Origin of the sequence: Stutzerimonas stutzeri (genome assembly GCF_009789555.1) — a bacterium.
In the GTDB taxonomy this organism is placed as follows: Bacteria; Pseudomonadota; Gammaproteobacteria; order Pseudomonadales; family Pseudomonadaceae; genus Stutzerimonas; species Stutzerimonas stutzeri_R.
In genome coordinates, this window is the sequence record NZ_CP046902.1 from 3732674 (window position 1) to 3757851 (window position 25178).

Sequence of the window (25178 nt, forward strand, 5' to 3'; positions counted from 1 at the left end):
TGGATATCGAAAGACCAAGGAGTCGTTCATGGAACAATTGCTCGTCATAAATACCAGCCCGCAGCGCAGTGCCTCGTACAGTCGGCAAATGACAGAACGCTTCGTGCATCTCTGGCGCCTTCGATACCCGAGTGGCGAGATCGTCTACCGCGAGCTGGGTAACCAGCCGATTCCGCACGTCGATGAACGCTGGGTTCAGGCCGCGTTCACCCCGCCCGACGCCCGAAACCATCACCAAAATGACACCCTAGCGCTCAGCGACGAGCTGGTGAGCGAGCTCAAGCAAGCCACTCAGATCGTAATCGGCTGCCCCATGCACAATTTGTCGGTGCCCAGTACGCTAAAAGCCTACATCGACCAGATCATCCGCATGGGAGTGACGACCCGCCTGGTGCCCGGCACACCTGGTAGCCCCTACGCGGGGCTACTGCACGACAAGAAAGCGTACCTGCTGCTTGCGAGAGGCGGCCATGGTTATGAAGAAGGGGAAGCCTACGCACACATGAACTTCCAGGAGCCCTATCTGAGCGCGGTATTGGGCATGCTGGGCATTCACGACATAACAACGGTAAGCCTTGAATACACGGCTATCGGCGGTGCCCAATTCGATGACGCCGTCAAACGGGCCAATTCACGTATCGATGCGCTGATGTTTTAAGCAGATAGCTATTTGCGGTCACCAGCTGCGCATACCGCTTCAGATTCATCTACTGGATCAGCTTGCCATCGTGAGCGTCTGCTTGTGGCCCAGAGTGTGTAAAAACCCTTTCTTATCGTGCGTGCTTCAGCCCATTGCTCCTGAGCATGGCAATTTCCCGATTATTTACCGCGATCAGCGCCGGTAACGCTTCAGAGCGCGTATGAAGCGCTTTGGCACCTCTTGGGGCAGTAAAAGCTGGGCTTTTACGCCGCCATCGCCTTCAACAAGCCTTCGGTGCCGATGATTTTCATCACCCGCTTCAAGTTGTAGGCGAGCACATTCAAGCTCATTTCTGCGCTCACCCCATTCAGTTTTCGAGTCAGGAAGTGCGTTGCTCCCATCCATTGTTTGAGCGTCCCGAAGGGATGCTCAGCAGTCCGTTTTCGAACCCGCATCATCTCCGGTGCTTGGTTCAGCCGGCGTTGCATTTCCTCCAGCACCGCTTCATGTTCCCAGCGCCTTACTCGACGATTTGTGCTTGGCGTGCACTGGGTTTTCAGCGCGCAACTCTGGCACTTTGAACTCCAGTAACAGTGCATATTCATGCCTTTCTCAACGCTGGAGAATCGCCAAATCAGTGCCTCTCCAGCCGGGCATGTATATTCGTTTTTCGTCGCGTCATAAACGAAGGCATCTTTGTTGAACCGGCCATCAGCCTTGGCGCTTGAAGTCATCGGCTTTGGCACATAAGCGGTGATGTTTGCATCGTGACAGGCGAGGATTTCTTCACCCTTGAAGTAGCCTCGGTCGGCGACTACCGACAATGTTTCTGCGCCAATGGCTTCCCTAGCTTGCTTGGCCATCGAGCTGAGTTGGTCGCGATCAGAACCTCTGTTGGTGACCTCATGAGCAACAATCAAATGGTGCTGCGTATCGACCGCCGTCTGCACGTTGTAGCCGACGATACCGCTGCCGCGCGTCATCATCGAACGGGCATCCGGGTCGGTCAGCGAAACCTGTTTGTCAGGGGAATCGTTGAGCTGAGTTTCGATCCCTTGGAGCTCTTTCATCTGCGATTTGAGCTTGGCGATTTTATCTTCCAGGCTGGCAATGTCTGGCGCGGAGGCGCTAGGAATCTGTCGATCAGCCGCATCGAGCGCAGCCAAATAACGGCCGATGCTCGCCTCGATTTCTTCCATGCGCCGCTTCAGTTTGGCGCTGGTGAAATTGCGGTCACGGTTGTTCACTGCCTTGAATTTGCTGCCGTCGATGGCAACCAGGTTTTCGTCAAACAACCCCAACTGCTGGCAGAGCAAAACGAACTGGCGGCAGACGCCGCGAATGGCCTTGCTGTTGTCTTTTCGGAAGTTGGCGATGGTCTTGAAATCGGGCATCAAACGCCCGGTTAGCCACATGAGTTCGACGTTGCGCTGGGCTTCTCGCTCCAGACGTCGGCTCGATTGAATTCGGTTTAGGTAACCGTAGATGTAGATCTTCAGCAGGATCGCCGGGTGGTAGGCAGGTCTGCCGGTTTCGGCTGGAATGACGCCATCAAAACCTAGATTGGCCAAATCGAGTTCATCGACGAAAACGTCAACCACCCGAACCGGATTGGTATCGCTGACGTAGTCGTCGAGGCTTTCGGGAAGTAAGGTGCTTTGACCTCGATGTTCACCCTGGATAAACCGTTTCATGGGCGTCCCTTGCGATGAGATTCTCGGAAATCATAGCAAGGGTTTACCGGGATGTTTTTACACACTCTGGGCCGGTAGCTGCCGCTCGCGGCAGCCGAGTTCAGATAATTACTGTGCATAAATAATGCGAGGTCGCGGGATGTCGCCGTGCATGGCCCACAGTGATACGTAGTCAACACCCTCTTTCCAGACAGCGCGCAACTTGCTCAGCAGCTTTATTTGTTTACGCTCTTCGATAATTCCGTGAACAACCACCTTCTGATGGGGTGGCATCAATTCGCGGCCCTTATCCGGCCAGGTAACGGCCTGGACAAGCTCCGTCGTCGTGCAGTGGCTTGCGCTGTGGCTGATGCGTCCTGAGTGTCACAGGGGGATGCAGGCGCGCGCGTTCGAGCTGTCCTACCAGAGGCCGAGACAATTTCGCGGCGCGCATCGCAGCGGGGCTGCCCACGCCAAGCTTCCAGCCCGCCTGAGTACCGCCAGCCAGTTTGAATAGCTCGTCCTGTGCGTCATAACCCTGTTCAAGCGTTTCCGGTTTGAGTTCAGCAGGCAGCAGGGTCAACAGCTCGCCACTGCGCCACGCCTTCAACAAAACCGCTGCGGTAGCGTGTTGATCAAAAAGAGAAGTTGGCATATTGATTTTCTGGCTATTGAGCGAGCAGTCGTTGGCAGACGGCGTCAGCAAATTCGAGTGTGGAGGCCTGACCGTTCAGGTCCCAAGTTCGTACATTGTCGATATTCAAGGTTTCAGCGGCGGCGACGCGCAGCCGCAGTGCGTCTTTTTCCAGGCCAACATGAGTCAGCATCATCGCCGCGGCCAGCATCAACGAAATCGGGTTGGCGATACCCATGAACGTCCCAGTCGAATGGGCTTCCCAGCGCGTCCAGAAACCGAACAGTCGCCTCGACCACTTCCGGCCCAATGCCATCACCTGGAATCAGCGTTGCCGGTATTTTCTTTGAAGATGAATTGTCCACGATGGTTCTCTTTGGACGGTGCCGGGGTCACTGAGGATGTAGGGTGGAGCCATCGCCTGACGGGGCTGTGGCGCGAAACTCCACGCTCAGCAGCCGCTCATACACTTTGATCATCGCGCCCTTGTCACTGTCTCCATGGCCCTGGAGTATGGCGGTCTGATAGGTCGCCGTGGCGGCGGATAACACCGGTAGCGGAATGCCCATCTTCGCGCTCAACCCGGCGCCATTGATGAGATCCTTGTAGGCATGTTTAAGCGGGTATCCACTGTTGAACTGGCCAGCCAGAATATGCGGCACGAAAAACTCCGAGGCGTAGCTACGGCCGGTTCCGCTGTTCACGATCGCCGCCACTTTCTCTGCGTTGAGGCCAAGCTTGACAGCCATCGGCAAGATTTCAGCAATCGCCGCGCAGTTGATGTCGAACAACAGCTGATTGATGAGCTTGGCCAGTTGACCCGCACCTGCCGCGCCCATGTAGAGAATATTAGAGGCCATTCTTTCCAGGTGAGGAGCGACCTCGTTGAACATCTGCTCGTTCCCGCCACACATGGCAGTCAACGTCCCGTCAGCGGCGCGGGAAGGCATGCCGGAAACCGGGGCGTCCAGAAAGTGGATACCCAATGCGGCCAATCTCGCTTCGATGCGCACGGTTAGCGCATAACTGATCGTGCTGGTATCGACGACGATGCTGTCGGGACGCATCCATTGCGCGAGACCTTGAACCCCAAACAGAACCTGATCGACCACTTCATCATCGGGCAGTGACAAGAACACAAGGTCGCAGTCAGCCAGGGCGCGGCGATCATCGGTCGCGAACGCTCCCTGCCGTTCTAACTCGGCGTAGGCCCGGCCACTGGCTGTATTGACCAATAAGCCGGGGTGAGAACGCAGCAGGTTGATTGCCATGGGCCTGCCCATCTGGCCAAGCCCGATGAATGCCATTTTCATGTTGTATTCCCTGATTCGGTCAAATACGCGGAACAGCGCCATTGAGGGTCGTCGACTGTAAGAAATCAGAATCCACACCGGTGTCTGCTTGAGTGACCGGTTGCAGGAAAAACGCGTGGTAGCCACGATCGCCGGTCGGTATCACGATCGGCCTGGCTTCGGAACCGCGGCGCATTTCCTCATCCGAGGCCCGAGGTTTCACTCGAACCTTTTGGGTATCGGGAGGCAGGTCATCGTCAAAAGGCGTGGCGTCATATTCCGGTTTGCAGGTAACGCAATGTTGTGAGGCCAATGCTAGGAAGGCTTGCTTATCATGTGAAATATATTGTTATGATCATTTTCATCACAATTTGTGATGAAAATTGGAAACCCGGGCGCCTCCACCATGAATTTGAAAGCACTCAAATGCTGTGTCGAAATTGCTCGTCTCGGCAGCTTCACCAAAGCCGCTCAGTCGATGCACATCGCGCAGCCTGCATTGAGCATGGCCGTGACTCGCCTTGAGGAAGAACTGGGCGTCGTCCTGTTCAACCGTGCACCACGACAAATCACGGTCACGGCCGAAGGCCAATGCTTTCTAGCCCGTGTGAAACAGGGTCTATTGGAGCTGGAGATGGCGCGCCAGGAACTGCGCGATATGGCTCAACTGCACAGCGGCGAAATAAAATTGGGCGTGCCGCCGATGTTTGGGATCAACTACGTCCCGGACCTGCTCAGCGCCTTCCGGGACGAATATCCGGGGATCGTGATGACGGTCATGGAAGGCAGCGCCGACGCGATCAGTCAACGCCTCGAAAACCGCGAAATCGACGTGGCGCTGCTCGAGTCGCGGCGCGTGGACAGTGCCTGGGAATCGGTACTGCTTGGCAATGACGAGATGGTGCTGTGCATGAGAGCGGATCATCCACTGGCCAATGAACCCCACCTCGAAGCTCATCAGCTGCAAGGCATAGAAATGGTGGTGTTCGATCAGACATTTCTGCAACGCCATCTGCTCGACGCCTTCTGCAGGACCGCCGGCAGCACCTATAGGATCGCATTGCAAAGCAATTTCGTGTCGCTGGTGACAAAGGCGACATCCGACGGAATGGGGATATCTACGCTGCTTCGCTCAGTGCAGGAGCGCGAGCCGGGAATCGTCGGAGTGCCATTCAAACCCGCCCAGACCATGAGCTTCAGACTATGTTGGCGAGCGAACGAATACCTTTCCCTGGCGAACAAGTGTTTCGTCGACTTTTCCCAGACGGCTGGTTTCTTCAACCGACCGTAAGTTGAATGGTCCCTATTGCCCAGTCTGGCGCGCGGTAACGCGGCCTGGACGGGGGGTGGTGTCGCCTCACCAAGTGCTAGCGGCCGCCGTCAATGTTGCACGCGTGGTCTCGCTTAGCGGCCGAATCCGTTCGTACTCGTCGAGGTGCTGATCGATGATGCCTTTTATCGAAACTGCTTTGTCGTTCACGCGGGCCCGCGCACCTGGCTCGGCCAGTTCGGTCTCGCGTCGCTTGATCCACGTCTGCGCTGTCTGCTTGCGGTCGAAAGCCTGGCTTTCTTGATAAACTACCTTTCCTTCGCGCTTGATCCTGATCTGCGCGGTATACCCAACCCCGCTGCCCTTACGCGGCCGTGCCGTTATCGTCCCCTTCCCTGCGCCGGTGCTCCACGCTGAAAACGCGTCCTCAATGTGGCGCCGAGCATCAGAAAACGGGCAAAAACAGGCGAAAACGTACAGAAATCAGACAGCCATAATGCAGCCGATATCAGCATCAAAGCCCGCAAGCACGCGTCCTTCGCCCTCTCGCCGGTTCTCCGTTGCGCCGATGATGGATTGGACGGACAGGCATTGCCGCTATTTCCTGAGGCAGCTGTCCAGACATGCCTTGCTCTACACCGAAATGGTCACTACCGGTGCGCTGATCAATGGCGATGCCGAGCGTTTTCTGCGTCACGACGAGGCTGAGCATCCCCTTGCGCTGCAACTTGGCGGAAGCGTCCCGGCCGAATTGGCGGCGTGCGCGAAAATGGCGGAATCGGCGAACTACGACGAAGTGAACCTCAACGTCGGCTGCCCCAGTGATCGGGTGCAGAACAACATGATAGGCGCCTGCCTCATGGGACATCCGGCCCTGGTGGCCGATTGCGTGAAGGCGATGCGCGATGCCGTCGAGATCGACGTAACGGTCAAGCACCGCATCGGTATCAACGGTCGCGACAGCTATGCCGAGCTTTGCGACTTCGTCGGCCAGGTACGCGAAGCGGGCTGCGAGAGCTTCACAGTCCATGCACGCATCGCCATTCTCGAAGGGTTGTCGCCCAAGGAAAATCGGGAAGTGCCGCCCTTGCGGCATGACATTGCCGCGCGGCTCAAAGCGGATTTCCCGGACCTGGAAATCATCCTCAACGGCGGTATCAAGACGCTGGACGAATGCGAAGCGCACCTGCAACGCTTCGACGGCGTGATGCTCGGTCGCGAGGCGTATCACAACCCCTACCTGCTCGCGCAGGTGGACAACCGATTGTTCGGCGCCGATACAGCGATCATCAGCCGCGCCGATGCGCTGCACCGGATGCGGCCCTATATCCAGCGGCACCTGGAGGCCGGCGGCTCGATGCATCACGTGACGCGTCACGTATTGGGGCTGGGCCAAGGGTTCCCCGGTGCGCGCCGTTATCGCCAGTTGCTCTCGGTCGATATCCACAAGAGCAAGGAGCCGCTGGCGCTGTTGGATCAGGCCATCCGCCTGCTCGAAGGGCACTGATAACATTCAAGGAACACCCGGGATCATTTTCAATCCAAGTGCTGTCCGCCCGAGCCATCTGCTCATCGAGCGCTCGATGGCCGCGGGTCAAGTCATGCCAACTCACAGGATAGAGCGCCTCCATGACATCCAAGCTGGAACAACTCAAGCAGTTCACCACCGTGGTCGCTGATACCGGCGACCTCGATGCGATCGCTCGTCTGCAGCCGGTAGACGCCACCACCAACCCGTCGCTGTTGCTCAAGGCGGCTGCCCTGCCCCGTTACGAGGAACACCTGAAGTCGGCCATGACGCGCTGCAACGGCGATATCGGGCTGGGCTGCGATCTGTTCGCCGTCGCGGTCGGCCAGGAGATCCTCAAGCTGATTCCGGGCCGCATCTCCACCGAGGTCGACGCGCGGCTGTCATTCGATACCGAGGCGATGGTTCAACGCGGCGAACGCCTGATCGGCCTGTACGAACAGACCGGCGCATCCCGTGATCGCGTCCTGATCAAGCTCGCTGCCACCTGGGAGGGCATCCGCGCCGCCGAGCTCCTGGAAAAGTCCGGTATCCAGACCAATCTGACGTTGTTGTTCAGCTTTACCCAGGCAGTGGCCTGTGCCGAAGCCGGCGTGTTTCTCATTTCGCCGTTCGTGGGTCGTATCTATGACTGGTACAAGAAGCACGAAGGTCGCGACTACGCCGGCAACGAGGACCCGGGTGTGCAGTCCGTCAGCCGTATCTACGATTACTACAAAGCGCACGGCTACCAGACCGTGGTCATGGGGGCGAGCTTCCGCAATGTCGGCCAAATCGAAGCACTGGCAGGCTGCGACCGCCTGACGATCAGCCCCGAACTGCTCGGGCAGCTGGCGCAGGACGAAGGCCGCCTGGAGCGCCAGCTCTCCCCTGGCCGCGACGCCGAGCCGCGCCTCACGCTGGATGAGGGCCGCTTCCGCTGGGGGTTGAACGAGGACCCGATGGCCACCGAGAAACTGGCCGAGGGCATTCGCCAGTTCGCTCGCGATCAGGAGAAGCTCGAAGCGCTGCTCGCCTGAGTCACGGCTCGCCCGGCAATCTGGACGTCGACGGGCATGGCACCGCAACGAGCCATCGTAGGACTCGGGCGAGGCGCGGCAACGCAGCCCGGCGGTAGCATGCGACGGCTGGAGCGAACGGTCGGTTTGCGATTCAGCGCACTTGAGGCCAGCTGCTGGGTCAGGAGCGTTCCAGTGCAGTCACGAGGTCGCGGAAGGCCTCGCGATTGGACTCATTGAGGCTCATCAGGATGCGGTGAGCCTCGAGCACTTTGTTCTTCACGACTTCTTCGGATTGGTCCTGGCTCGGCAGATCGGCCAGTTGCTCGGGCGAGGGCAACGGCTGGTCGACGATGTTGAATACCTGATCGAAGCCCATCGACTGCAACAGGCGGGTGATATCGGCGTGGGTGGTCACCAGCGTGGGCAACATGCCCACCTTCTGCCGCGACAGAATCGAGAGTTTGGCCAGCAGCCCAAGCGTCGTGCTGTCGATGCTGCGGCTCTCGGTGAGATCGATCACGATCGATGAGAAATCCAGCGACGAAAATATCTTTTCGATCGTCGCATCCAACGCCGAGCATAGCGTCAGGCGGATTTCGCCGACGAATTTAAGAACGAACGTACCGTCCTGCTCGGCGAACTGGATCTTACCAGTGCTCATGCAAGGTTCCTGCTCAATACCAGCAACGCGATGTCATCAGGCATATCCTCCAGTTCGGCGAGGCCGAGCACTCGCTGAAGTCCCTCCAGCGTACCGCCTGCCTCACAGATCAGCCCGGGCAGTCCTGCTTCCTTATCTTTGAGGGCCTCGCCCGGCAAAAGGTCCAGAATGCCATCGGAAAGTAGCGTCAGGCTGAACGCCTCGGGCAATTCGATTTCATAGTTATCGTAGGTCGCTTCGACGAACAGACCAACCGGCAAACCCCGCCCCTCCAGATACCTGGCCGCCCCCGCTGTGTAGAGCACCGGCATCGGCAGGTGCCCACCGATGCTGTAGTGCAACAGGTTGCGCTCCTGATCGATGACGCCACCGAGCATGGTGACGTGCTTGCCCAGCTTGCAGTTGATCAGTCCGCGATTGATGTGATCGAGCACTTCGGACGGCTTGAACTCTCGCAGCGCCCTGCCCCGTCGGGACTCGTACAGCAAGCGCGTGGTCATGAACTTCAAGAGAACCGTGACGAACGCAGAAGATGCGCCATGACCCGAAACGTCGGCCAGATAGAAGCCGATGCGGTGTTCGTCGACCCGAAAGTAGTCGACGAAATCCCCCGAGAGATAAAGAGACGGGATGATCTGGTGGGCGAACTGGAAATCGTCGAGGCTGCACGGCGTCACCGGCAGCATGTTCATCTGCACCTGGCGACCGGCGTCCTGATCTTCCTGCAGTAGATGCAAGCTGGCCTGCAGGTCACGGTTGGCCGTCTCGAGCTGCTCTCGATAACGCCGGTTTTCCATGCGCAACCGCGAGCGATCCAGTGCGCGACGAACCGAATGCTCGAGCATCGCCAGGTCTTCGAGCGGCTTGATCAGATAGTCGGCCGCGCCCAGCCGCAGTGCTTCGACTGCATCGCTCATCACACCGGCCCCGGAAACCACGATGACCGGAAGGTCGACCTGGCGCTCGCTGATCAGCCGGATCAGCTCAAGGCCATCCATTTGTGGCATACGCAGGTCGCAGATCACCAGGTCAGGGTGCTCGGCGTCGAACAGCTCCATGCCCTGCCGCCCGTTCGGCGCCTGCAGGACCTTGAAACCGCTGTCATCCAGATAGGCCGCCAGACTGGCTCGTACCACATCGTCGTCATCTATGATCAGCAGCGTCGCGCTTGGGTTATGCATGTTCCTACCAGGCGGTATCGCCAGGATGTTGGCGAAAGCATCGGCCCCGCGCGAACGCTGGGCAAGGGATCTTTTCAAGGCGCAGACGGTACTCCCATACGACCGGCGTTTCAAGCCAGGCACCGCCGCTGCGCCTGTGCTTTACAGCTCGAATTCACGGGCGTTATAAGAACGGGCGCAAGCAGAACTTCGAGGACGAAAACCATGACCCAGCGTGACCGGGACTACAGCGAAAAACGTGACTTCATCCGCATGCAGATCGAGACGACGATCACCCTGACCCACGGCGACCAGCAGCATGAAGCGACCTGTCAGGACCTGTCCAGCACAGGCATGCAGGTCGTGGCGGCGACAAGCCTGCAGATTGGAGACAGGGTGCGGGTGCATATCCCCTCCGAACACACGGCGCTCGAAGGACTGGATGCCGAGACCGAGGTGGTACGGGTCGGCACCCATGAAGATGGCCGGCAGAGCCTCGGGCTGGCCATCCTTTCGATGGACTGAGCGAGGCCGCCCAGCGACGTGGCGATCAGCCCCCGGAGCCGACCGTCGAGGAACCGCTCGTGGCGGGCGGTAACCCGTGGCGATCAGAAATCGTCTTCGACCTCTCCGTCCATCGTGCGGAACTCACGGTTCTGCAGGTAGGCGTTGCGGATGAAGATGTAGCGGTCGCCGGTGATCATCTTCTCGGTCGAAAGCAGGCCGGCCCGCAAGTCGACGACATCCACGGCGCGGGTCACGTTGCGCGTCGGTACGTGATCCATGTACGGATAAGGTCCAAGGAAGGCGTCGGACACGCGCCCGAACGTGTCGCGTACGGTGCTCGGTCCGAGCAACGGCAACACGACATAGGGCCCGCTACCCAGGCCCCAGGCACCCAGGGTCTGTCCGAAATCCTCGTCGTTCTTCTGCAGCCCCATACGGGTTGCGACGTCGAAGAAGCCCAGCACGCCGAACGTGCTGTTGAACAGAATGCGGCTTGTGTCGATCCCGGCGTCGCGGATTTTGCCCTGGAGCAGGTCGTTGGTCAGCACCACGACGTCACCGAGGTTGCTGAACACGTTGCCGATGCCATCTTCGAGAAAATCCGGCGTGATCTTCTGGTAGCCCTGCGCGAGCGGCTTGAGGGTATAGGTATCGACCTTGTCGTTGAAGGTGAACACCGCACGATTGACGCCTTCCCATGGGTCCTCTTCGGCGGCATGCAACGACGAGGCGCCAACGACCGCCACCGCGATGACGAAGGTTCTGAAATATCCGATCCAATCCTTGCTGGTCACTTGCATCGCTGGCGTCTCCTTATTCGAATGGTGGCGTCTGCCCCGTCAAGGCGCAGCAGTATAAATCCTTTCCGGCGGTTTCCGGCAGCCGCTAGACATGCGGAACGGCATCACCGAACTTCATGGCGCCTGCTCTCATCAAACGAAGACAAGCCCCGGGCGCTGGTTTACCCTTCGCCTATCGAGCGTTGGCGAATCGATCGCCGGAACACCACAGAGGGATGAAAACATGCCGGAACATGATCTGCAGTCGCAGCTTCAGGAGCTGCGTAGTCAGCTGGCCCAGGACACGCCGCTGACCGAAGAGGAGCGCGCCTCGCTACACGCCATCGCTCAGGACATCGAGCTTCGCCTGGCTAATCAGGGCGTAGTGGACCAGAACGATTCGCTGGTCGATGGCGTCAACCTGGCGGTGGAGCGTTTCGAAGTCAGTCACCCCAACACAGCCATGACCCTGCGCAACATCATGCAGACGCTGGCGAACATGGGGATCTGAGCGAGCGCCCGTTGACTGCTCCGGAGCCGACGCCGAGCCGGGTCGACCGCGCTCGGCGTTCGCCCATCACTGTCGCACCAAGCGGCCGTTGTGGGGCGAAATGGGCGTGGTGCTGCGGTAGGGGTTGATATCCAGCCCGCCGCGGCGGACATAACGGGCATGAACGCTCAACCACTCCGGCGCAAGCAACCGCTGCACGTCCAGGAAAATGCGTTCCACGCATTGCTCGTGGAAGTCGGCGTGCTGACGGAAGCTCACCAGATAGGCAAGCAGGCTGCCGTGATCCAGCGCAGCCCCCCGATACTCGACCACCACCGTGCCCCAGTCTGGCTGGCCGGTCACGGGACAGTTCGATTTCAGCAGATGGCTGTGGAGGCATTCCTCGACCTGCCGGTCCGGGTCACAGCGCAGGAGATCGGGGCGCGGTGAGTCGTAATGACCGATGCTGACGTCCAGTTCATCGATGCAGCGTCCTCCCGGTGGCGCGATACCTTCCTGGGCGACGTCTTCCAGCGCGCGCAGGCGGACGCCCACGGCCTTGCCCGCCGCCGCCGACAGGTCCTCGACCATGATGTCCCTGAGGGCATCCCGGCTTTCGAACACCGACTGGTTCAGCGAATTCAGATAGAGCTTGAACGACTTGGACTCGATGATGTTCGGCGAATCGGCCGGGATGCTGAACTCGCCAATCGCCACCACGGGCTTGCCGGACGGCAGCAACCAGGACAGCTCGTAGCAATTCCAGATGTCCACGCCGCGATACGGCAACGTGTCGGCCGTCAGCCCCAGCTCAGCCCATTTGGGCGCGCGCGGGATCGGAAACAGCTGCTCGGGACTGTAGGTCGCGACATAGGCGCTGGTCTTGCCCAGCGGTGACAGTTCGGCGGGGTGCTGCATGACGGGAACCTGTACGAAAAACGACCGCAAGTGTATCGGTTCGCGCCCCCTTTATCACCGCGAAATTGTCCGGCGGGCGCGACCGCGCTTCGTCGGTCGTGCCGTCCGTGGGCAATGCGCCGGACGCATCGGGCGCGTCTGCGAACGAGATTCGCCGCGCAGCGCGCCTCCCGCTGCTGGTGGTAACCGGGTCTGCTCAGTTCGATGTTTCGGTTTGCGGCCACTTAGCCCTCGTCGCCGGCCTTCCGCTGCGCGATTACTGACGCATTCCACGGCCGCTCTTGAGCAACCGGATGCACCACAGGTACATCACCACCGCCGCCACGACCATGAAGCTGATGGCGATGCCGATGCGGATGTCCGAGACGCCGAGGATGCCGTAGCGAAACGCATTGACCATGTGCAGGATGGGGTTGGCCAGCGACAACGTCTGCCAGAACGGCGACAACAGGTTGATCGAATAGAACACGCCGCCCAGGTAGGTCAGTGGCGTCAGCACGAAGGTCGGGATGATCGATATGTCATCGAAATTGCGCGCGAAGACCGCGTTGATGAAGCCGCCCAGCGCAAAAATCGTCGAGGTCAGCGTGATGACCAGAAGCGTAACACCCAGATGGTGGACCTGCAGGTTGGTAAAGAACATCGACAGCAGCGTGACGATCAGCGCAACGGCCAACCCCCGCGTGATGCCGCCCAGCGCAAAACCGATGAGGATCACGTGAGGCGACACCGGCGAGACCAGCAGTTCTTCGATGGAGCGCTGGAACTTGCTGCTGAAAAAGCTCGAAACGACGTTGCTGTAGGAGTTGGTGATCACCGACATCATGATCAGCCCGGGCACGATGTACTCCATGTAGGTGAAGCCGCCCATCTCGCCGATTCGCGCGCCGATCAGATTTCCGAAAATGACGAAGTACAACACCATGGTGATGGCCGGGGGCAGCAGCGTCTGCGGCCAGATGCGCGTGTAGCGACGAATTTCGCGATGCACGATGGTCTGCAGGGCGACCAGGTTGGGCCGCAATTCAGCGTTCATTTGGCCACCTTGGGCAGATTGTTCTCCACCATCGAAACGAACAGCTCCTCCAGTCGATTGGTCTTGTTGCGCAGGCTCAGCACCTCGATGCCCTGCGCCGACAGCAGCCGAAACAGGTCTGTGATGCCCTGGCTCTTGTCCACCTGAACTTCCAGCGTGTGGTGATCGACCAGCCGCGCCGGATAGTTGTTGAGCTCCGGCGGCACCAGTTGCGATTCCTTCAGGTCGAGCAGGAAGGTCTCGACATGCAATTGCTTGAGCAGCTCGCGCATGCTCGTGTTCTTGACGATCTGGCCGTGGTCGATGATGCCGATGTTGCGACACAGTTGCTCGGCTTCCTCCAGATAATGCGTGGTGAGGATGATGGTGATGCCCTCACGGTTCAGCTCCGTCAGGAACGACCACATCGAGCGGCGCAGCTCGATATCCACGCCGGCGGTCGGCTCGTCGAGAATCAACAGGCGTGGGCGGTGGATAAGCGCGCGCGCAATCATCAGACGCCGCTTCATGCCGCCAGACAGCATGCGCGAGGACACATCGCGCTTATCCCACAGGCCCAGCTGGTTGAGGTATTGCTCGGCGCGCTCCTTGGCTACCTTGGACGGGATACCGTAGTAGCCGGCCTGCGTGACGAGGATATCGAAGGCCTTTTCGAACTGGTTGAAGTTGAACTCCTGCGGCACCACGCCCAGGCAGCGTTTCAGCCCGGCAGGGTCGCGATCCAGATCATGGCCGAACACCTCGACCGTTCCGCCCGTCTTGTTCACCAGCGTGGACAGGATGCCGATGGTGGTGGATTTGCCGGCCCCGTTGGGGCCCAGCAGCGCAAAGAAATCGCCTTCGGCCACATCCAGATCGATGCCCTTGAGGGCTTCGAAACCGTTTCCGTAGACCTTGGTCAACTGCCGAATGGACAGAGCAGTACTCATAAGAATGCACACAACGCGGAGAGATTCAGACTAGATAAGGGCAGCATCGATCGATTGCAACCGCGACGCGCGTTCGGCGAAGAACAACCGGCCGGAAAGCACCGTGCCGATCGAGTCGGCCGCACCCGAGCGCCGTGCACGCCGGATTGGCAGAATGCGTCGAGCCTCGGGCCGCTCATTGATCGGCCGCCGTCCGGCCCGGTCATCACTTGAAACCAATCGCGTCAACCGGTCCCTTCTCCCGCCTCGCCGCGACAGCCTATGCTCAAGCAGCACGTCACTCGCTCAACAAGGAAACCTCATGACCCTGCTCTGGCTGCTCGTGTTACTGCTTGGCATTGCCGTGATCGCCCACTTACGTCTTTCACCTGTGCCCGCGCTGGCGATAGTCGCGGCGTACCTGGTGCTCATGGGTAGCGCCGACGAAACCCCGACCTGGCTGATGGTGATCCTCTGGCTCGTCCTGATCGCCGTAGCGGTACCGCTGCTGGTCGCCGACCTGCGTATCAAATATTTCAGCGGCCCCATGTTCGACTGGTTCAAGAAGGTCCTGCCGCCCATTTCCGATACCGAACGCGACGCCATCGACGCCGGCAGTGTCTGGTGGGACGGTGAGCTGTTCAGTGGGCGACCGAACTGGGACACCCTCCTCGGCTACCCCAAGGCGACGCTCACCGAAGAAGAGCAGGCGTTCATCGATGGCCCGACAGAGACCTTGTGCGCGATGGTCAGCGACTGGGACATTGGCCAACGCCTGGACCTGCCGCAGGAGGCGTGGGATTACATCAAGGCAGAAGGCTTCTTCGCCCTGATCATCCCCAAGGAATACGGCGGCAAGGGCTTCTCGGCCTATGCCCATTCGCAGATCGTGATGAAGCTGGCCACGCGCAGCGGTGACCTCGCCAGCACCGTGATGGTGCCCAACTCGCTCGGGCCCGCCGAACTGCTGATGCACTACGGTACCGAGCAACAGCGCAACCATTACCTGCCGCGTCTGGCCAACGGCACAGACATTCCCTGCTTCGCCCTGACCGGCCCCTATGCCGGCTCCGACGCCGGCGCGATGAATGACAGCGGTGTGATCTGCAAAGGCCAATGGCAGGGTGAAGAAGTCATCGGTCTGCGCCTGAACTGGGAAAAACGCTACATCACGCTGGGGCCGGTCGCGACCCTGCTGGGCGTCGCGTTCAAGACATACGACCCCGAACACCTGCTCGGCGATCAGGAAGAGCTGGGCATCAGCCTCGCGCTGATCCCCACCGACACGACCGGCGTCGAGATCGGCCGGCGTCACCTTCCCCTGGGCGCCGCGTTCATGAACGGGCCGAACTGGGGCAAGGACGTTTTCGTGCCGCTCGATGCCATCATCGGTGGCAGTGAGATGATCGGCAAAGGCTGGATGATGCTGATGAACTGCCTGTCCGTCGGCCGTTCCATCTCGCTGCCGGCGACCGGCGTCAGCGCCGCGAAAACCTGCAGCTACGTCAGTGGCCGCTACGCGCAAATCCGCGAGCAGTTCAACGTGCCGCTGGCCGCGTTCGAGGGCATTCAGGAACCGCTCGCGCGCATCGGTGGCAATGCCTGGCTGATGGACAGTGCCCGCATCCTCACGGCCAACGCGGTCGACCTGGGCGAGAAACCTTCGGTCCTCTCGGCCATTCTCAAGTATCACCTGACCGAACGTGGCCGGGCCTGTGTCACCGACGCCATGGACATTCACGGCGGCAAGGGCATCATCATGGGCCCGAACAACTACCTGGGCCGTCTGTGGTTATCGGCGCCGATCTCCATCACGGTCGAAGGCGCGAATATCCTCTCGCGCAATCTGATGATCTTCGGGCAGGGCGCGATTCGTTGCCATCCCTTCGTATTGCGCGAGATGGAGCTGGTGCACGAGCCCGACCGCGATGCGGCGGTGAAGAAGTTCGACACCTTGCTGATGCAGCACATCGGTTTCGCTGTCAGCAACACCGCCAGCACGTTGGTACTCGGGCTGACATTCGGCCTCTTTGGCAAAGCCCCAGGCACCGCGCTGACCCAGCCGTACTTCCGTGCGCTGGATCGGATAGCGGCCGCCTTCGCGATGCTCGCGGACCTGTCGATGATGCTGCTCGGTGGCGAACTCAAGCGCCGCGAACGGCTGTCGGCACGCCTCGGCGATGTCCTCAGTCATCTGTATCTGGCCTCCGCCGCGCTCAAGCGCTACCACGACCTTGGCCAACCGGGCGAGCAAGAGCCGCTGCTGCGCTGGGCGCTGGAGGATTGCCTGTGCAAGGCCGAGCAGGCGTTGGCCGGCACCCTGAGCAACTTCCCCAACCGCTGGCTTGGTCACGCGCTACACCTGCTGGTCTTCCCGTTCGGTGCACGACACAAAGGTCCCTCCGATGCGCTGGATGCGGAAGTCGCCGCCATCCTCGGGCGTCCGGAAGGTGACCCGGCGCTGGAGCAGATTCTCGACGGCATTTACCGCCCGGCCAGTGCTGATGAGGCCTTAGGTGCGCTGCGTGAGGCATTCGACACGCTCGCCCTCGCGCAGCCGCTGCACAAGAAGCTGCACAGGGCCCTCAAGGCTGGAGACTTCACACCCGGTGCTGGCGAGAACCCGATCGATGCTGCCCTGGCTGCCGGCGTACTCGATGCGCACGAAGCACAGCAATTGACCGCCGCTGAAGCCGCCCGCCGCAAGGTGATCGACGTCGACGACTTCACCAAGGAGCAGCTGGAACCGAGCCCCGACAAGGTCCGCTGAGCCGACCGCCGGGTTAATTGTCGAACCCCGAGGTTGCCTTCGAGTCAACTGGAGAGGTCCACAATTAACCCGCGCGGCGCTTATACTCCCGCGCCCTAACCCGACACAGGTGAACCATGGGCAATCCCTATCACGATCACAACCTGGCACTTCTGGCCCATCTGCGCGGCATTCTGCTGGCCATGGGGGAAACCGAACAGGTATCCGAAGAAAGCCATGCGCTGTTCCTCGAACGCTTCGATGAACTGATCATGAACCTGCAGAACGTGCCCGAAGAGCGCCATATGGGGCAGGACATGATCTGTCAGGTGTTCCATCGCTACCCGCAAATAGCCCACCTGGTCCCGCGTGACCTGCTGTGGTTTTTCGGCGGCGACTGCCTGCATTTCATGCCGGATGAGGAGATCGAGATTTTCCAGCGGCTGGAAGAGCGTCGCTACGAAGCCGAGCAGAACGAAGAGCCCTTCGACTGGAACATGGAAAAGCAGCTGCTGAGCATGCCGGAAGAGAGTCCGCGGCACTGAGCCTGCGAGCCGACGCCCCGATGCGGTGAGCATTCATCGCTTCGCCCCGAAGTCGGGGCTCCCACGATTGAATAGTGTTCGTTTCGAAGCAGAGCCGCATGCCCCCAGCACGCGGCTCTTTTCGACTTACGGTTGGTTGGCCGCCTCGGCGGCTTTGATCAGATCGGCTCCGATCTCGTTTTCGAACTTCTTCCACACCGGCCGCATGGCCTCGCGCCATTGCGCACGCTGCTCCGGAGTCAATTGAATGCTCTCGGTCTTGCCTGACTCGGCGATGGTGCGCTTGGCCGTCTGGTTGAGCTGATCGGCCTGACGATTCACCTCGGCGGTCACTTCGACCATGATCTGCTCCAGCTCGCTGCGCACGTCGTCGGGCAGGCCTTTCCAGAACGTGGTGTTGGTGATGACCATATAATCGATCAAGCCGTGATCGGACTCGGTGATGTATTTCTGTACTTCATGCACCTTCTGGCTCTCGTAGTTCGACCAGGTGTTCTCGGTACCGTTGACGACGCCCGTCTGCAGGCCTTGATAGACCTCCGCGAAGCTCATCTTGCGTGGGTTCGCGCGCACGGCCTTGAACTGCTCCTCGAGCACCTGCGACGCCTGCACGCGGAACTTGAGGCCCCGAGCATCGCTCGGCTCGCGGAGCGGTTTGTTCGCCGACATCTGTTTGGTGCCGTTGTGCCAATAGGCCAGCCCCGTGATGTTCTTGTCTTCCATCGACGTCAGTAGCGCCTTGCCCTGCGGACTGCTCTGGAAGCGGTCAGCGGCAGCCAGGTCGTCGAACAGGAACGGCAGGTCATAGATCTGGATCGCTTTGGCGTAATGTTCGAACTTCGCCAGCGATGGCGCCAACATGTGCACGTCACCCAGCAGCAGGGCTTCCATTTCCTTGCCGTCGCCGAACAACGAAGAGTTGGGGTAGACCTCGACCTTCACCTTGTCGGGCAAGCGTTCCTCAGCCAGCTTCTTGAACAACAGAGCGCCCTGTCCCTTGGGCGTGTTGTCCGCAACCACGTGGGAGAACTTGATGGTGATCGGCTCCGCCTGGGCAAGGCCGACGAGAGAAAGCGAAAGCGCGCAGGCGAGCGCCTTTAGACTGGTTTTCAACATTTCGGTAGTACCCCTTTTGTTTTTGTCGGTTGGTACGTTTGCCGCGATGGCAGCGATCAGGGAACCGCTTGCCCGGCACGTTGCAACAGGCGGCGGGCGCGGCCGAGCACCGGGGCGTCGACCATCTGTCCGTCCACCACGAAGACCCCATCGCCGGATGCGCCGGCCACGAGGACGCGTTGCGCCCAGGCCAGCTCATCGGCGCTGGGCATCAGCGTTTCGTGCACCACAGCCACCTGGCTGGGGTGAATGCACAGCAGCCCGCCGAAGCCCATGTCTCGGGCGTCGCCGGTCATTCGGGCCAAGCCATGCAAATCCTTGATATCGGGGAACACACTGTCGAGCGGCGGTGCGAGATTCGCCAGTCGCGACTGCAACAACAGCGCGTAGCGAGCCTGGTCGAGCATGCGCTCGGCCCCTGGCGTACCACTGGCCAGCCCGAGGTCCAGGCCCAGGTCCAGCGCGCCGAATGACAACCGCTCGACACCCTCGGCCGCGGCGATTTCAGGTAGCGCAACCAGCCCATGAGCGCTTTCGATGATCGGCCAGACTGGCTTGCCAACGGCCGCAACCATCGCCACCTGGGCCGCATTCTCCACCTTGGGCAACAGCACACCGATCACCCCGGCAAAGGCCGCGCAGACCTTCAGGTCTTCGGCATGCTGCGCGTGCCCGGCTGCGTTGACGCGCACCAGCACACGCGCCGACGGATCGGTGGCGAGAAAGCCTGCCAGATGCCCGCGCGCCTGATCCTTGAGGTTCTCCGCCACGGCATCTTCGAGATCGACGATGACCACGTCGGCGCCGGACGCCAGTGCCTTGGGAATCCGATCCGGGCGCGTGGCGGGAACGAACAATGCGGAACGGATGATGCCTGGATTCATGTCGGTTCTCTTGGTCTGGAGTCTGGTCGTCAGGCGCGCCTACACCGCACCCTGCTCGTGCAGCCGCTGGATATCCGCTGGCGCGTAGCCGAGTTCGGCGAGCAGTGCATCGGTGTGCTGGCCGAGGGCGGGAATCGGGTCCATGCGCGGCGTGAAAGCGGCGTTGCGCCCCGGCGGCAGTAACGCTGGCAGGCGTCCGGACGGGCTGTCCACTTCACTCCAGCGCTGGCGAGCCATGAGTTGCGGGTGCGTCCAGACGCCCGCCATGTCGTTGACGTGAGCATTGGCGATGGAAGCCGCTTCCAGGCGCTCGATCACCTGTTCGGCGGTCAATGACGAAAACGCCTCGACAATGATCGCGCGCAGCGTCGAGCGATTCTCCGACCGCTTGAAGTTGGCGGAAAAACGTTCGTCATCCGCCAGCTCGGGTTGCAGCAGAACCTTCTCGCAGAACATCTGCCACTCGCGTTCATTCTGCAGGCCGAGCATGACCGTACCGCCGCCTCCCGTCGGGAATGGCCCATAGGGGTAGATGGTGGCGTGCGCGGCGCCAGCGCGCGGAGGCGGCGGCGCCCCGTCGTAGGCGTAGTACAGCGGGTAGCCCATCCACTCCACCAGACTTTCGAGCATGCTGACGTCGACGCGGCTGCCCTCTCCGGTCTTGTCGCGCAGCATCAGTGCAGAAAGCACGCCGGTGTAGGCATACATGCCCGCCGCGATGTCGGCAATCGAGCAACCGGCCTTGGCCATTTCGGTTTCACCCGGCCCGCCGGTCACCGACAGAAAACCGCCTTCGCTCTGGATCAGCAGGTCATACGCCTTTTTCTGCTCGTACGGGCCGCCTTCGCCATAGCCTGAAATGTCGCAGACAATCAGCCTTGGAAAGCGCTGGTGCAGCGCTTCGAACGACAACCCCATGCGCGCCGCCGCGCCCGGCGCAAGGTTCTGCACCAGCACATCGGCGTTGCTCAGCAATTGTTCGAGGACCTTGCCGGCAGCATCCTGCTTCACGTCGAGCGTCAGGCTTTCCTTCGAACGGTTGGTCCAGACGAAATGTGAGGCCAGGCCATCGACGCGCTCATCGTAGCCGCGTGCGAAGTCGCCGGAACCGGGCCGTTCGATCTTGATCACCCGAGCCCCGAGGTCCGCCAGTTGGCGCGTACAGAACGGCGCGGCGATGGCGTGTTCGAGGCTGACCACGGTGATGCCATCGAGCGGGCGGGGTTTGGCTGTGGTATCGGTCATATCGGTTCCTGTCAATTCGAATCAGTCGTCAGTCGATGGCGCTTCCTGCATCCCCCGGATGCCGTTCGCTGGATCGCCAGGGTCCAGCAGAGTGGCGTTTCGTCCTTTGCACGCCGCCAGAACAGCCGGCGTTCAGGCCAGTTCATCCAGCTGCTCTGTTTCACGCAGCCGCCAGACCCGGGCGATCAACTCACCGGCTTGCTCGTCGTTGCGTGCTCCCGAAAACCGCACCAGCCGGCGGAACTTGTCTTCCAGTTCGGGACGGCTCAGGGTGTTGCCCGGATCGCCCTTGGGGTCGTCGACCGCAGCGTCCAGGGTCCGGCCGTCGGTGGTCTGCAGCGTGACGCGACCCAGCCAGCGGGCCGGGTAAGCGCCGTCGACCTCGGGATCGAGCACCATCGAGACCTTGTCGCGAAAGGCCGACACCGCGGGGTCGGTGAGCGCCAGCGTATGGAATTCCGGCAGCCCGGCCTTGCCGTGCACGGCGATCAGGCCGAGCACCGTGCCCATCGAGAACTTCGCCTGATGCACGCTCTGCGGCACCGTCACGCGACCTAGCACATCGATGGCGCCCTGATGCACACGCGTCGTGACGCGGGCGATATCGTCTGCGTGCAGACCTTCTCGCTGCATCAGATCCAGCAGCGCATCGGCCGCTGGATGGGTGTGGCGGCACGAGGCATGGTACTTGAAGGAGGTTTCGGCCAGCGCCCAACGGACGCCCAGCCGGTCGGACAGCCGGCTCGGGTCTGCGTCGCTGGACATCCCGGCCGCCATTCCCTGCTCGCCTTCAAGAATGTTCTGTGCGCCGGTCAGGCCGTCGGCGGTCAGATAGGCAGCCAGCAAGCCGTCCGCGGCAGCCTTGGCCGTGTGCAGCTGTTTGGAGTCGGCCGCGTCGCGAAGGAACTCCCAGAGACCTGCGGCCTGGGTGCCGGCGCTGCCCAGCAGGTGGGTGAACTGCCGCTGATCGAAGTCCATCAGCTTGCCCACCGCCACGGCAGCCGCGAGGGTGCCCACCGTGGCAGTGGTATGAAAGATGCGGTAGTGCGATCGACCGAGGAACTCACCGATGCGAATACCCGCTTCGTAGCCTGCGACCGACGCCAGCAGCAGCTCGCGACCGGACTTGCCGAGTTCCTGCGCGGCGGCCAGTGCCGCAGGAAAGACCACCGTCGCCGGGTGCAGCACCGAGCTGTTGTGCAGATCGTCCTGCTCGACCAGATGCGAGCTGGCCCCGTTCACCAGCGCGGCGAAATAGGCCGAGCTGCCGCTGCGATTGACGAGAATGCGTGCCGGACCATCCGCCGGCCCCATCCGGGCGGCATAGCGCTCGAACAAGGGAATCGGATGCGAACCTGCGCTGGCCAGCGCCGAGCCGAGCCAGTCGAGAAAGAGATCTTCGGCGCGCGCCAGCACGGTTTCGGGCACCTGCTCGTAACGCAGGCCAGCGAGGAATTCAGTGAGCGCCTGGGTGTGCTGACTCATGTCGCAGCCTCCAGTGGATGGGCCAATGGGTTGGATAGTTCGATGAGATTGAAGTCGGGATCGCGCACATACACTGAACGGATCGGTCCGGTCGCACCCGTGCGCTGCACCGGCCCCTCGACGATCTCTACGCCGTGGCGCGCCAGCTGCTCGACCACGTCCTCCAGCGCTGTGGCAACGATGAAACACAGATCCGCCGAACCCGGCATGGGCGTCTCGGCCTTGGGTTCGAACGAGTGCCCGGCCCGGTGCAGATTGATCTTCTGCTGGCCGAACGCGAGCGCCTTGCGGCCGTCGCCAAACGCCACCGCCCGCATGCCGAGCACGCGGCAGTAGAAATCCTCGGTCGCGGCCAGGTCGCGGACCGTCAGGACAAGGTGGTCGAGATGGCTGATATGCATGACATCGCTCCTGCGTTGAGGGTGTTGCCGTGGCGCTGGACTCACGCGTTCACAGGGACCCGGCGGCCCCGCGAACCATCAGAATGAACGCGGCAACTCCAGCAGATGCTCGGCCACGTAAGACAGGATCAGATTGGTCGAGATTGGCGCGACCTGGTACAGCCGTGTCTCACGGAACTTGCGCTCGACGTCGTATTCATTGGCGAAGCCGAAACCGCCGTGGGTCTGCAGGCAGGCATTTGCCGCCTCCCAGGACGCTTTTGCCGCCAGGTACTTGGCCATGTTGGCGGCCGCTCCGGCATTCAGACCGGCGTCATACTGCTCGCAAGCCCGCCAGCGCATCAGATCGGCCGCTTCGATCTCGATATGCGCTTCGGCGATCGGAAACTGCACGCCCTGGTTCTGCCCGATGGGCCGTCCAAATACCACGCGGTCGCGGGCGTAGGCCGCCGCCTTCTCGATGAACCAGCGACCGTCGCCGATGCATTCGGCGGCAATCAGCGTGCGTTCGGCATTGAGGCCGTCGAGGATGTAGCGAAACCCTTTGCCTTCCTCGCCGATCAGGCTGCTGGCGGGAATCTCCAGGTTGTCGAAGAACAGCTCGTTGGTTTCATGGTTGACCATGTTGGCGATCGGCTGCACCGTCAGTCCGCTGCCAATGGCTTCGCGCAGGTCGACGAGAAAGATCGACATGCCCTCGGATTTCTTCTTCACCTCGGCCAGCGGCGTGGTGCGTGCCAGCAGGATCATCAGGTCCGAATGCTGGACGCGCGAAATCCAGACCTTCTGCCCGTTGATCACATAGTTGTCGCCACGGCGGACCGCGGTGGTCTTGATCTTGGTGGTATCAGTACCGGTGGTGGGCTCGGTCACGCCCATCGATTGCAAGCGCAGTTCGCCGCTGGCCAGTTTCGGCAGGTAGTAGCGCTTTTGCTCTTCGCTGCCGTTCCTGAGCAGGGTGAACATGTTGTACATCTGCCCATGGACGGTGCCGGAGTTGCCGCCGCACCGGTTCACTTCTTCAAGAATGACCGACGCCTCGGCCAGGCCCAGACCGGAGCCACCGTACGCTTCAGGGATCATCGCCGACAGCCAGCCCGCTTCGGTCAGGGCGGTGACGAAGGCTTCAGGGAATCCCTTCTGCTCGTCGATCCCGCGCCAGTACTCGGCCGGGAACCCGGCGCACAGCGCGCGCACGCCTTCACGGATGAAATTCAGTTCTTCGGTCTTGTTCGGCGTCATGTCGGTTCCTCGATTGTTCCTGTCGTTGCGCGCGCCGCGGGAGGTCGCATTCACTCCCGCCGCAGCGCCAGCGGGGATCGATCAGGCGCGATCCCCCTGCGCGTTTCGCCCTCAGTCGAATTCCAGCTCAGCCTTCTGCGCCAGGCCATTGCGATCGCCGGCCCAGAGCTCTGCCTTGCCCGGTTCGACGATGCGCCCTCCGACCTCGAAAGGGTGCGGCGCAATCAACGGGCGCAGGCCGCGATAGGCGAAGCGCTTGAGGCGAGCCTCGGGATGAGCACGGCAGAACGCACGCAGGCTCAGCGTGGCGATCAGCGGGCCATGGACGACCAGCCCCGAGTAGCCTTCGGCTTCGGTGACGTAAGGCCAGTCGTAATGGATACGGTGGCCATTGAAGGTGACCGCCGAATAGCGAAACAACAAGGTCGGCGTCGGCGTCACTGCCTCGCGCCAATGGCCAGCGACCATCGGCTCGCCGCTGCTGGCCTTGGGCGGGCTGGGCTCGCGATAGACGATGTCCTGCTCTTCGCGGATCGCCAGCCGCCCGTCCTGCAGATAGTCATGTTGTACGGTCACGAACAGCAGCGCGCCGGTCCGGCCGTGCTTTTCCTCGACCCGTTTGATGGTCGACACACGCGTTGCCTCGGCACCTGCCGTGAGGGGCTCGAAGAACTCGACTCGCCCGCCCGCCCACATCCGATTCCGGTCGTCCGCTGGCGGCAGAAATCCACCTCTTGCCGGGTGGCCGTCTTCGCCAAGGCCGCTTTCGTTCACCGGCTCCTGGAAGAAACACCACTGCCACAATGGCGGCAGCGCCTCGCCATGCCCCGGAGTGGTCTCTCCCAACGTCGCGGCGATCCGCATCAGCAGGTTGCGGCTGAGTTGGTCGTGCACTTCTTCGGTACGGCCTATCCAGGCAGTTACGTCCGTCATCGCAGGCTCCGGTTGTCTTGTTTCGCTGTAGCATGCAACCCGTTCGGCGTTCTGGGAATTTGCATTTACCGACACCGGCGT

General features: G+C 61.1%; 25 protein-coding genes. 8 read left to right on the forward strand and 17 right to left on the reverse strand.

Translation table 11 applies throughout. The features are described from left to right. Positions 1-28: 28 nt before the first annotated feature. Positions 29-658 carry an FMN-dependent NADH-azoreductase gene (locus tag GQA94_RS17110; RefSeq protein ID WP_158189139.1) on the forward strand — a complete coding sequence of 210 codons (630 nt, stop codon included), beginning with the start codon at positions 29-31 and terminating at the stop codon, positions 656-658. Between the two features lie 245 nt (positions 659-903). On the opposite strand, the gene GQA94_RS17115 is transcribed toward GQA94_RS17110, so the two are convergent. From GQA94_RS17115 to GQA94_RS17130, 4 genes are all read right to left on the reverse strand, one after another. Beyond that, entirely contained in the window at positions 904-2334 is a 1431-nt protein-coding gene (locus GQA94_RS17115; RefSeq protein WP_158187359.1) for an IS1182-like element ISPmo1 family transposase, read from the reverse strand. 286 nt (positions 2335-2620) lie between these two features. Further along, positions 2621-2968 carry a hypothetical protein gene (locus GQA94_RS17120; RefSeq protein ID WP_233270177.1) on the reverse strand — a complete coding sequence of 116 codons (348 nt, stop codon included), beginning with the start codon at positions 2966-2968 and terminating at the stop codon, positions 2621-2623. Between the two features lie 13 nt (positions 2969-2981). Next, positions 2982-3185: an isocitrate/isopropylmalate family dehydrogenase gene (locus GQA94_RS17125; protein ID WP_233270178.1), complete on the reverse strand. Its 204-nt coding sequence runs from the start codon at positions 3183-3185 to the stop codon at positions 2982-2984. Positions 3186-3339: 154 nt separating this feature from the next. Beyond that, entirely contained in the window at positions 3340-4302 is a 963-nt protein-coding gene (locus tag GQA94_RS17130; protein ID WP_233270179.1) for an NAD(P)-dependent oxidoreductase, read from the reverse strand. A 343-nt stretch (positions 4303-4645) separates the two neighbouring features. On the opposite strand from GQA94_RS17130, the gene GQA94_RS17135 reads away from it, so the two are divergent. The 3 genes from GQA94_RS17135 to tal all read left to right on the forward strand — a co-directional run bounded on the left by GQA94_RS17135 (position 4646) and on the right by tal (position 8056). Then, on the forward strand, positions 4646-5530 hold the full coding sequence (locus GQA94_RS17135; protein ID WP_158189140.1) for a LysR family transcriptional regulator: 885 nt from the start codon (positions 4646-4648) through the stop codon (positions 5528-5530). Between the two features lie 475 nt (positions 5531-6005). Next, positions 6006-7016 (forward strand): tRNA dihydrouridine(20/20a) synthase DusA, encoded by a 1011-nt coding sequence (gene dusA, locus GQA94_RS17140; protein ID WP_158189141.1) that lies wholly within the window; start codon positions 6006-6008, stop codon positions 7014-7016. 122 nt (positions 7017-7138) lie between these two features. Continuing rightward, positions 7139-8056: a transaldolase gene (tal, locus tag GQA94_RS17145; protein ID WP_158189142.1), complete on the forward strand. Its 918-nt coding sequence runs from the start codon at positions 7139-7141 to the stop codon at positions 8054-8056. A gap of 160 nt (positions 8057-8216) precedes the next feature. On the opposite strand, the gene rssC is transcribed toward tal, so the two are convergent. Together rssC and rssB are read right to left on the reverse strand one after the other, a co-directional pair. Next, entirely contained in the window at positions 8217-8699 is a 483-nt protein-coding gene (gene rssC / locus GQA94_RS17150) for an anti-sigma factor antagonist RssC (RefSeq protein WP_025241276.1), read from the reverse strand. Beyond that, the gene (gene rssB, locus GQA94_RS17155) at positions 8696-9880 is read right to left on the reverse strand and encodes a two-component system response regulator RssB (RefSeq protein WP_158189143.1); all 1185 of its coding nucleotides are present in this window, start codon (positions 9878-9880) and stop codon (positions 8696-8698) included. The genes rssC and rssB overlap by 4 nt, the downstream gene beginning before the upstream one ends. Before the next feature lie 204 nt (positions 9881-10084). Here rssB and GQA94_RS17160 point away from each other — a divergent pair, with 204 nt between their 5' ends. Further along, positions 10085-10384: a PilZ domain-containing protein gene (locus tag GQA94_RS17160; protein WP_158189144.1), complete on the forward strand. Its 300-nt coding sequence runs from the start codon at positions 10085-10087 to the stop codon at positions 10382-10384. An 83-nt stretch (positions 10385-10467) separates the two neighbouring features. On the opposite strand, the gene GQA94_RS17165 is transcribed toward GQA94_RS17160, so the two are convergent. Then, the gene (locus tag GQA94_RS17165; protein WP_158189145.1) at positions 10468-11166 is read right to left on the reverse strand and encodes an MlaA family lipoprotein; all 699 of its coding nucleotides are present in this window, start codon (positions 11164-11166) and stop codon (positions 10468-10470) included. A 223-nt stretch (positions 11167-11389) separates the two neighbouring features. On the opposite strand from GQA94_RS17165, the gene GQA94_RS17170 reads away from it, so the two are divergent. Then, complete coding sequence (locus tag GQA94_RS17170) at positions 11390-11656, forward strand: DUF4404 family protein (protein ID WP_158189146.1); 267 nt, start codon at positions 11390-11392, stop codon at positions 11654-11656. 66 nt (positions 11657-11722) lie between these two features. Here GQA94_RS17170 and queF read toward each other — a convergent pair whose 3' ends face one another. The 3 genes from queF to GQA94_RS17185 all read right to left on the reverse strand — a co-directional run bounded on the left by queF (position 11723) and on the right by GQA94_RS17185 (position 14518). Then, entirely contained in the window at positions 11723-12553 is an 831-nt protein-coding gene (queF, locus tag GQA94_RS17175; protein ID WP_158189147.1) for an NADPH-dependent 7-cyano-7-deazaguanine reductase QueF, read from the reverse strand. Between the two features lie 256 nt (positions 12554-12809). Then, positions 12810-13589, reverse strand: coding sequence for an ABC transporter permease (locus GQA94_RS17180; protein ID WP_158189148.1), 780 nt, complete (start codon positions 13587-13589; stop codon positions 12810-12812). Further along, complete coding sequence (locus GQA94_RS17185) at positions 13586-14518, reverse strand: ABC transporter ATP-binding protein (RefSeq protein ID WP_158189149.1); 933 nt, start codon at positions 14516-14518, stop codon at positions 13586-13588. Before GQA94_RS17185 ends, GQA94_RS17180 begins: the two co-directional genes overlap by 4 nt. Before the next feature lie 301 nt (positions 14519-14819). Here GQA94_RS17185 and GQA94_RS17190 point away from each other — a divergent pair, with 301 nt between their 5' ends. Together GQA94_RS17190 and GQA94_RS17195 are read left to right on the forward strand one after the other, a co-directional pair. Further along, entirely contained in the window at positions 14820-17267 is a 2448-nt protein-coding gene (locus GQA94_RS17190; protein ID WP_158189150.1) for an acyl-CoA dehydrogenase, read from the forward strand. Between the two features lie 116 nt (positions 17268-17383). After that, positions 17384-17791 carry a PA2817 family protein gene (locus tag GQA94_RS17195; RefSeq protein ID WP_158189151.1) on the forward strand — a complete coding sequence of 136 codons (408 nt, stop codon included), beginning with the start codon at positions 17384-17386 and terminating at the stop codon, positions 17789-17791. A gap of 126 nt (positions 17792-17917) precedes the next feature. On the opposite strand, the gene GQA94_RS17200 is transcribed toward GQA94_RS17195, so the two are convergent. From GQA94_RS17200 to GQA94_RS17230, 7 genes are all read right to left on the reverse strand, one after another. Further along, the gene (locus GQA94_RS17200) at positions 17918-18907 is read right to left on the reverse strand and encodes a TRAP transporter substrate-binding protein (RefSeq protein WP_158189152.1); all 990 of its coding nucleotides are present in this window, start codon (positions 18905-18907) and stop codon (positions 17918-17920) included. 56 nt (positions 18908-18963) lie between these two features. Continuing rightward, positions 18964-19791 carry an HpcH/HpaI aldolase/citrate lyase family protein gene (locus tag GQA94_RS17205; protein WP_158189153.1) on the reverse strand — a complete coding sequence of 276 codons (828 nt, stop codon included), beginning with the start codon at positions 19789-19791 and terminating at the stop codon, positions 18964-18966. Between the two features lie 39 nt (positions 19792-19830). Next, the gene (locus tag GQA94_RS17210; protein WP_158189154.1) at positions 19831-21036 is read right to left on the reverse strand and encodes a CaiB/BaiF CoA transferase family protein; all 1206 of its coding nucleotides are present in this window, start codon (positions 21034-21036) and stop codon (positions 19831-19833) included. A 132-nt stretch (positions 21037-21168) separates the two neighbouring features. Further along, positions 21169-22521: an MmgE/PrpD family protein gene (locus GQA94_RS17215; protein ID WP_158189155.1), complete on the reverse strand. Its 1353-nt coding sequence runs from the start codon at positions 22519-22521 to the stop codon at positions 21169-21171. Further along, positions 22518-22922, reverse strand: coding sequence for a VOC family protein (locus tag GQA94_RS17220; RefSeq protein ID WP_158189156.1), 405 nt, complete (start codon positions 22920-22922; stop codon positions 22518-22520). Before GQA94_RS17220 ends, GQA94_RS17215 begins: the two co-directional genes overlap by 4 nt. A gap of 78 nt (positions 22923-23000) precedes the next feature. After that, complete coding sequence (locus tag GQA94_RS17225) at positions 23001-24164, reverse strand: acyl-CoA dehydrogenase family protein (RefSeq protein ID WP_158189157.1); 1164 nt, start codon at positions 24162-24164, stop codon at positions 23001-23003. Positions 24165-24275: 111 nt separating this feature from the next. Beyond that, positions 24276-25097, reverse strand: a complete 822-nt coding sequence (locus tag GQA94_RS17230; protein ID WP_158189158.1) for an FAS1-like dehydratase domain-containing protein — start codon at positions 25095-25097, stop codon at positions 24276-24278. Positions 25098-25178 lie beyond the last annotated feature (81 nt).

Coding starts and splice junctions, on each gene's coding strand:
- GQA94_RS17165 (WP_158189145.1), bottom strand. CDS start 11,166: ATGCAAGTGACCAGCAAGGATTGGATCGGATATTTCAGAACCTTCGTC.
- rssC (WP_025241276.1), bottom strand. CDS start 8,699: ATGAGCACTGGTAAGATCCAGTTCGCCGAGCAGGACGGTACGTTCGTT.
- GQA94_RS17160 (WP_158189144.1), top strand. CDS start 10,085: ATGACCCAGCGTGACCGGGACTACAGCGAAAAACGTGACTTCATCCGC.
- GQA94_RS17220 (WP_158189156.1), bottom strand. CDS start 22,922: ATGCATATCAGCCATCTCGACCACCTTGTCCTGACGGTCCGCGACCTG.
- GQA94_RS17200 (WP_158189152.1), bottom strand. CDS start 18,907: ATGTTGAAAACCAGTCTAAAGGCGCTCGCCTGCGCGCTTTCGCTTTCT.
- GQA94_RS17180 (WP_158189148.1), bottom strand. CDS start 13,589: ATGAACGCTGAATTGCGGCCCAACCTGGTCGCCCTGCAGACCATCGTG.
- tal (WP_158189142.1), top strand. CDS start 7,139: ATGACATCCAAGCTGGAACAACTCAAGCAGTTCACCACCGTGGTCGCT.
- GQA94_RS17170 (WP_158189146.1), top strand. CDS start 11,390: ATGCCGGAACATGATCTGCAGTCGCAGCTTCAGGAGCTGCGTAGTCAG.
- GQA94_RS17195 (WP_158189151.1), top strand. CDS start 17,384: ATGGGCAATCCCTATCACGATCACAACCTGGCACTTCTGGCCCATCTG.
- dusA (WP_158189141.1), top strand. CDS start 6,006: ATGCAGCCGATATCAGCATCAAAGCCCGCAAGCACGCGTCCTTCGCCC.
- GQA94_RS17110 (WP_158189139.1), top strand. CDS start 29: ATGGAACAATTGCTCGTCATAAATACCAGCCCGCAGCGCAGTGCCTCG.
- GQA94_RS17125 (WP_233270178.1), bottom strand. CDS start 3,185: ATGGGTATCGCCAACCCGATTTCGTTGATGCTGGCCGCGGCGATGATG.
- GQA94_RS17190 (WP_158189150.1), top strand. CDS start 14,820: ATGACCCTGCTCTGGCTGCTCGTGTTACTGCTTGGCATTGCCGTGATC.
- GQA94_RS17135 (WP_158189140.1), top strand. CDS start 4,646: ATGAATTTGAAAGCACTCAAATGCTGTGTCGAAATTGCTCGTCTCGGC.
- GQA94_RS17205 (WP_158189153.1), bottom strand. CDS start 19,791: ATGAATCCAGGCATCATCCGTTCCGCATTGTTCGTTCCCGCCACGCGC.
- GQA94_RS17230 (WP_158189158.1), bottom strand. CDS start 25,097: ATGACGGACGTAACTGCCTGGATAGGCCGTACCGAAGAAGTGCACGAC.
- GQA94_RS17225 (WP_158189157.1), bottom strand. CDS start 24,164: ATGACGCCGAACAAGACCGAAGAACTGAATTTCATCCGTGAAGGCGTG.
- GQA94_RS17115 (WP_158187359.1), bottom strand. CDS start 2,334: ATGAAACGGTTTATCCAGGGTGAACATCGAGGTCAAAGCACCTTACTT.
- GQA94_RS17120 (WP_233270177.1), bottom strand. CDS start 2,968: ATGCCAACTTCTCTTTTTGATCAACACGCTACCGCAGCGGTTTTGTTG.
- GQA94_RS17215 (WP_158189155.1), bottom strand. CDS start 22,521: ATGAGTCAGCACACCCAGGCGCTCACTGAATTCCTCGCTGGCCTGCGT.
- GQA94_RS17130 (WP_233270179.1), bottom strand. CDS start 4,302: ATGGCGCTGTTCCGCGTATTTGACCGAATCAGGGAATACAACATGAAA.
- queF (WP_158189147.1), bottom strand. CDS start 12,553: ATGCAGCACCCCGCCGAACTGTCACCGCTGGGCAAGACCAGCGCCTAT.
- GQA94_RS17185 (WP_158189149.1), bottom strand. CDS start 14,518: ATGAGTACTGCTCTGTCCATTCGGCAGTTGACCAAGGTCTACGGAAAC.
- GQA94_RS17210 (WP_158189154.1), bottom strand. CDS start 21,036: ATGACCGATACCACAGCCAAACCCCGCCCGCTCGATGGCATCACCGTG.
- rssB (WP_158189143.1), bottom strand. CDS start 9,880: ATGCATAACCCAAGCGCGACGCTGCTGATCATAGATGACGACGATGTG.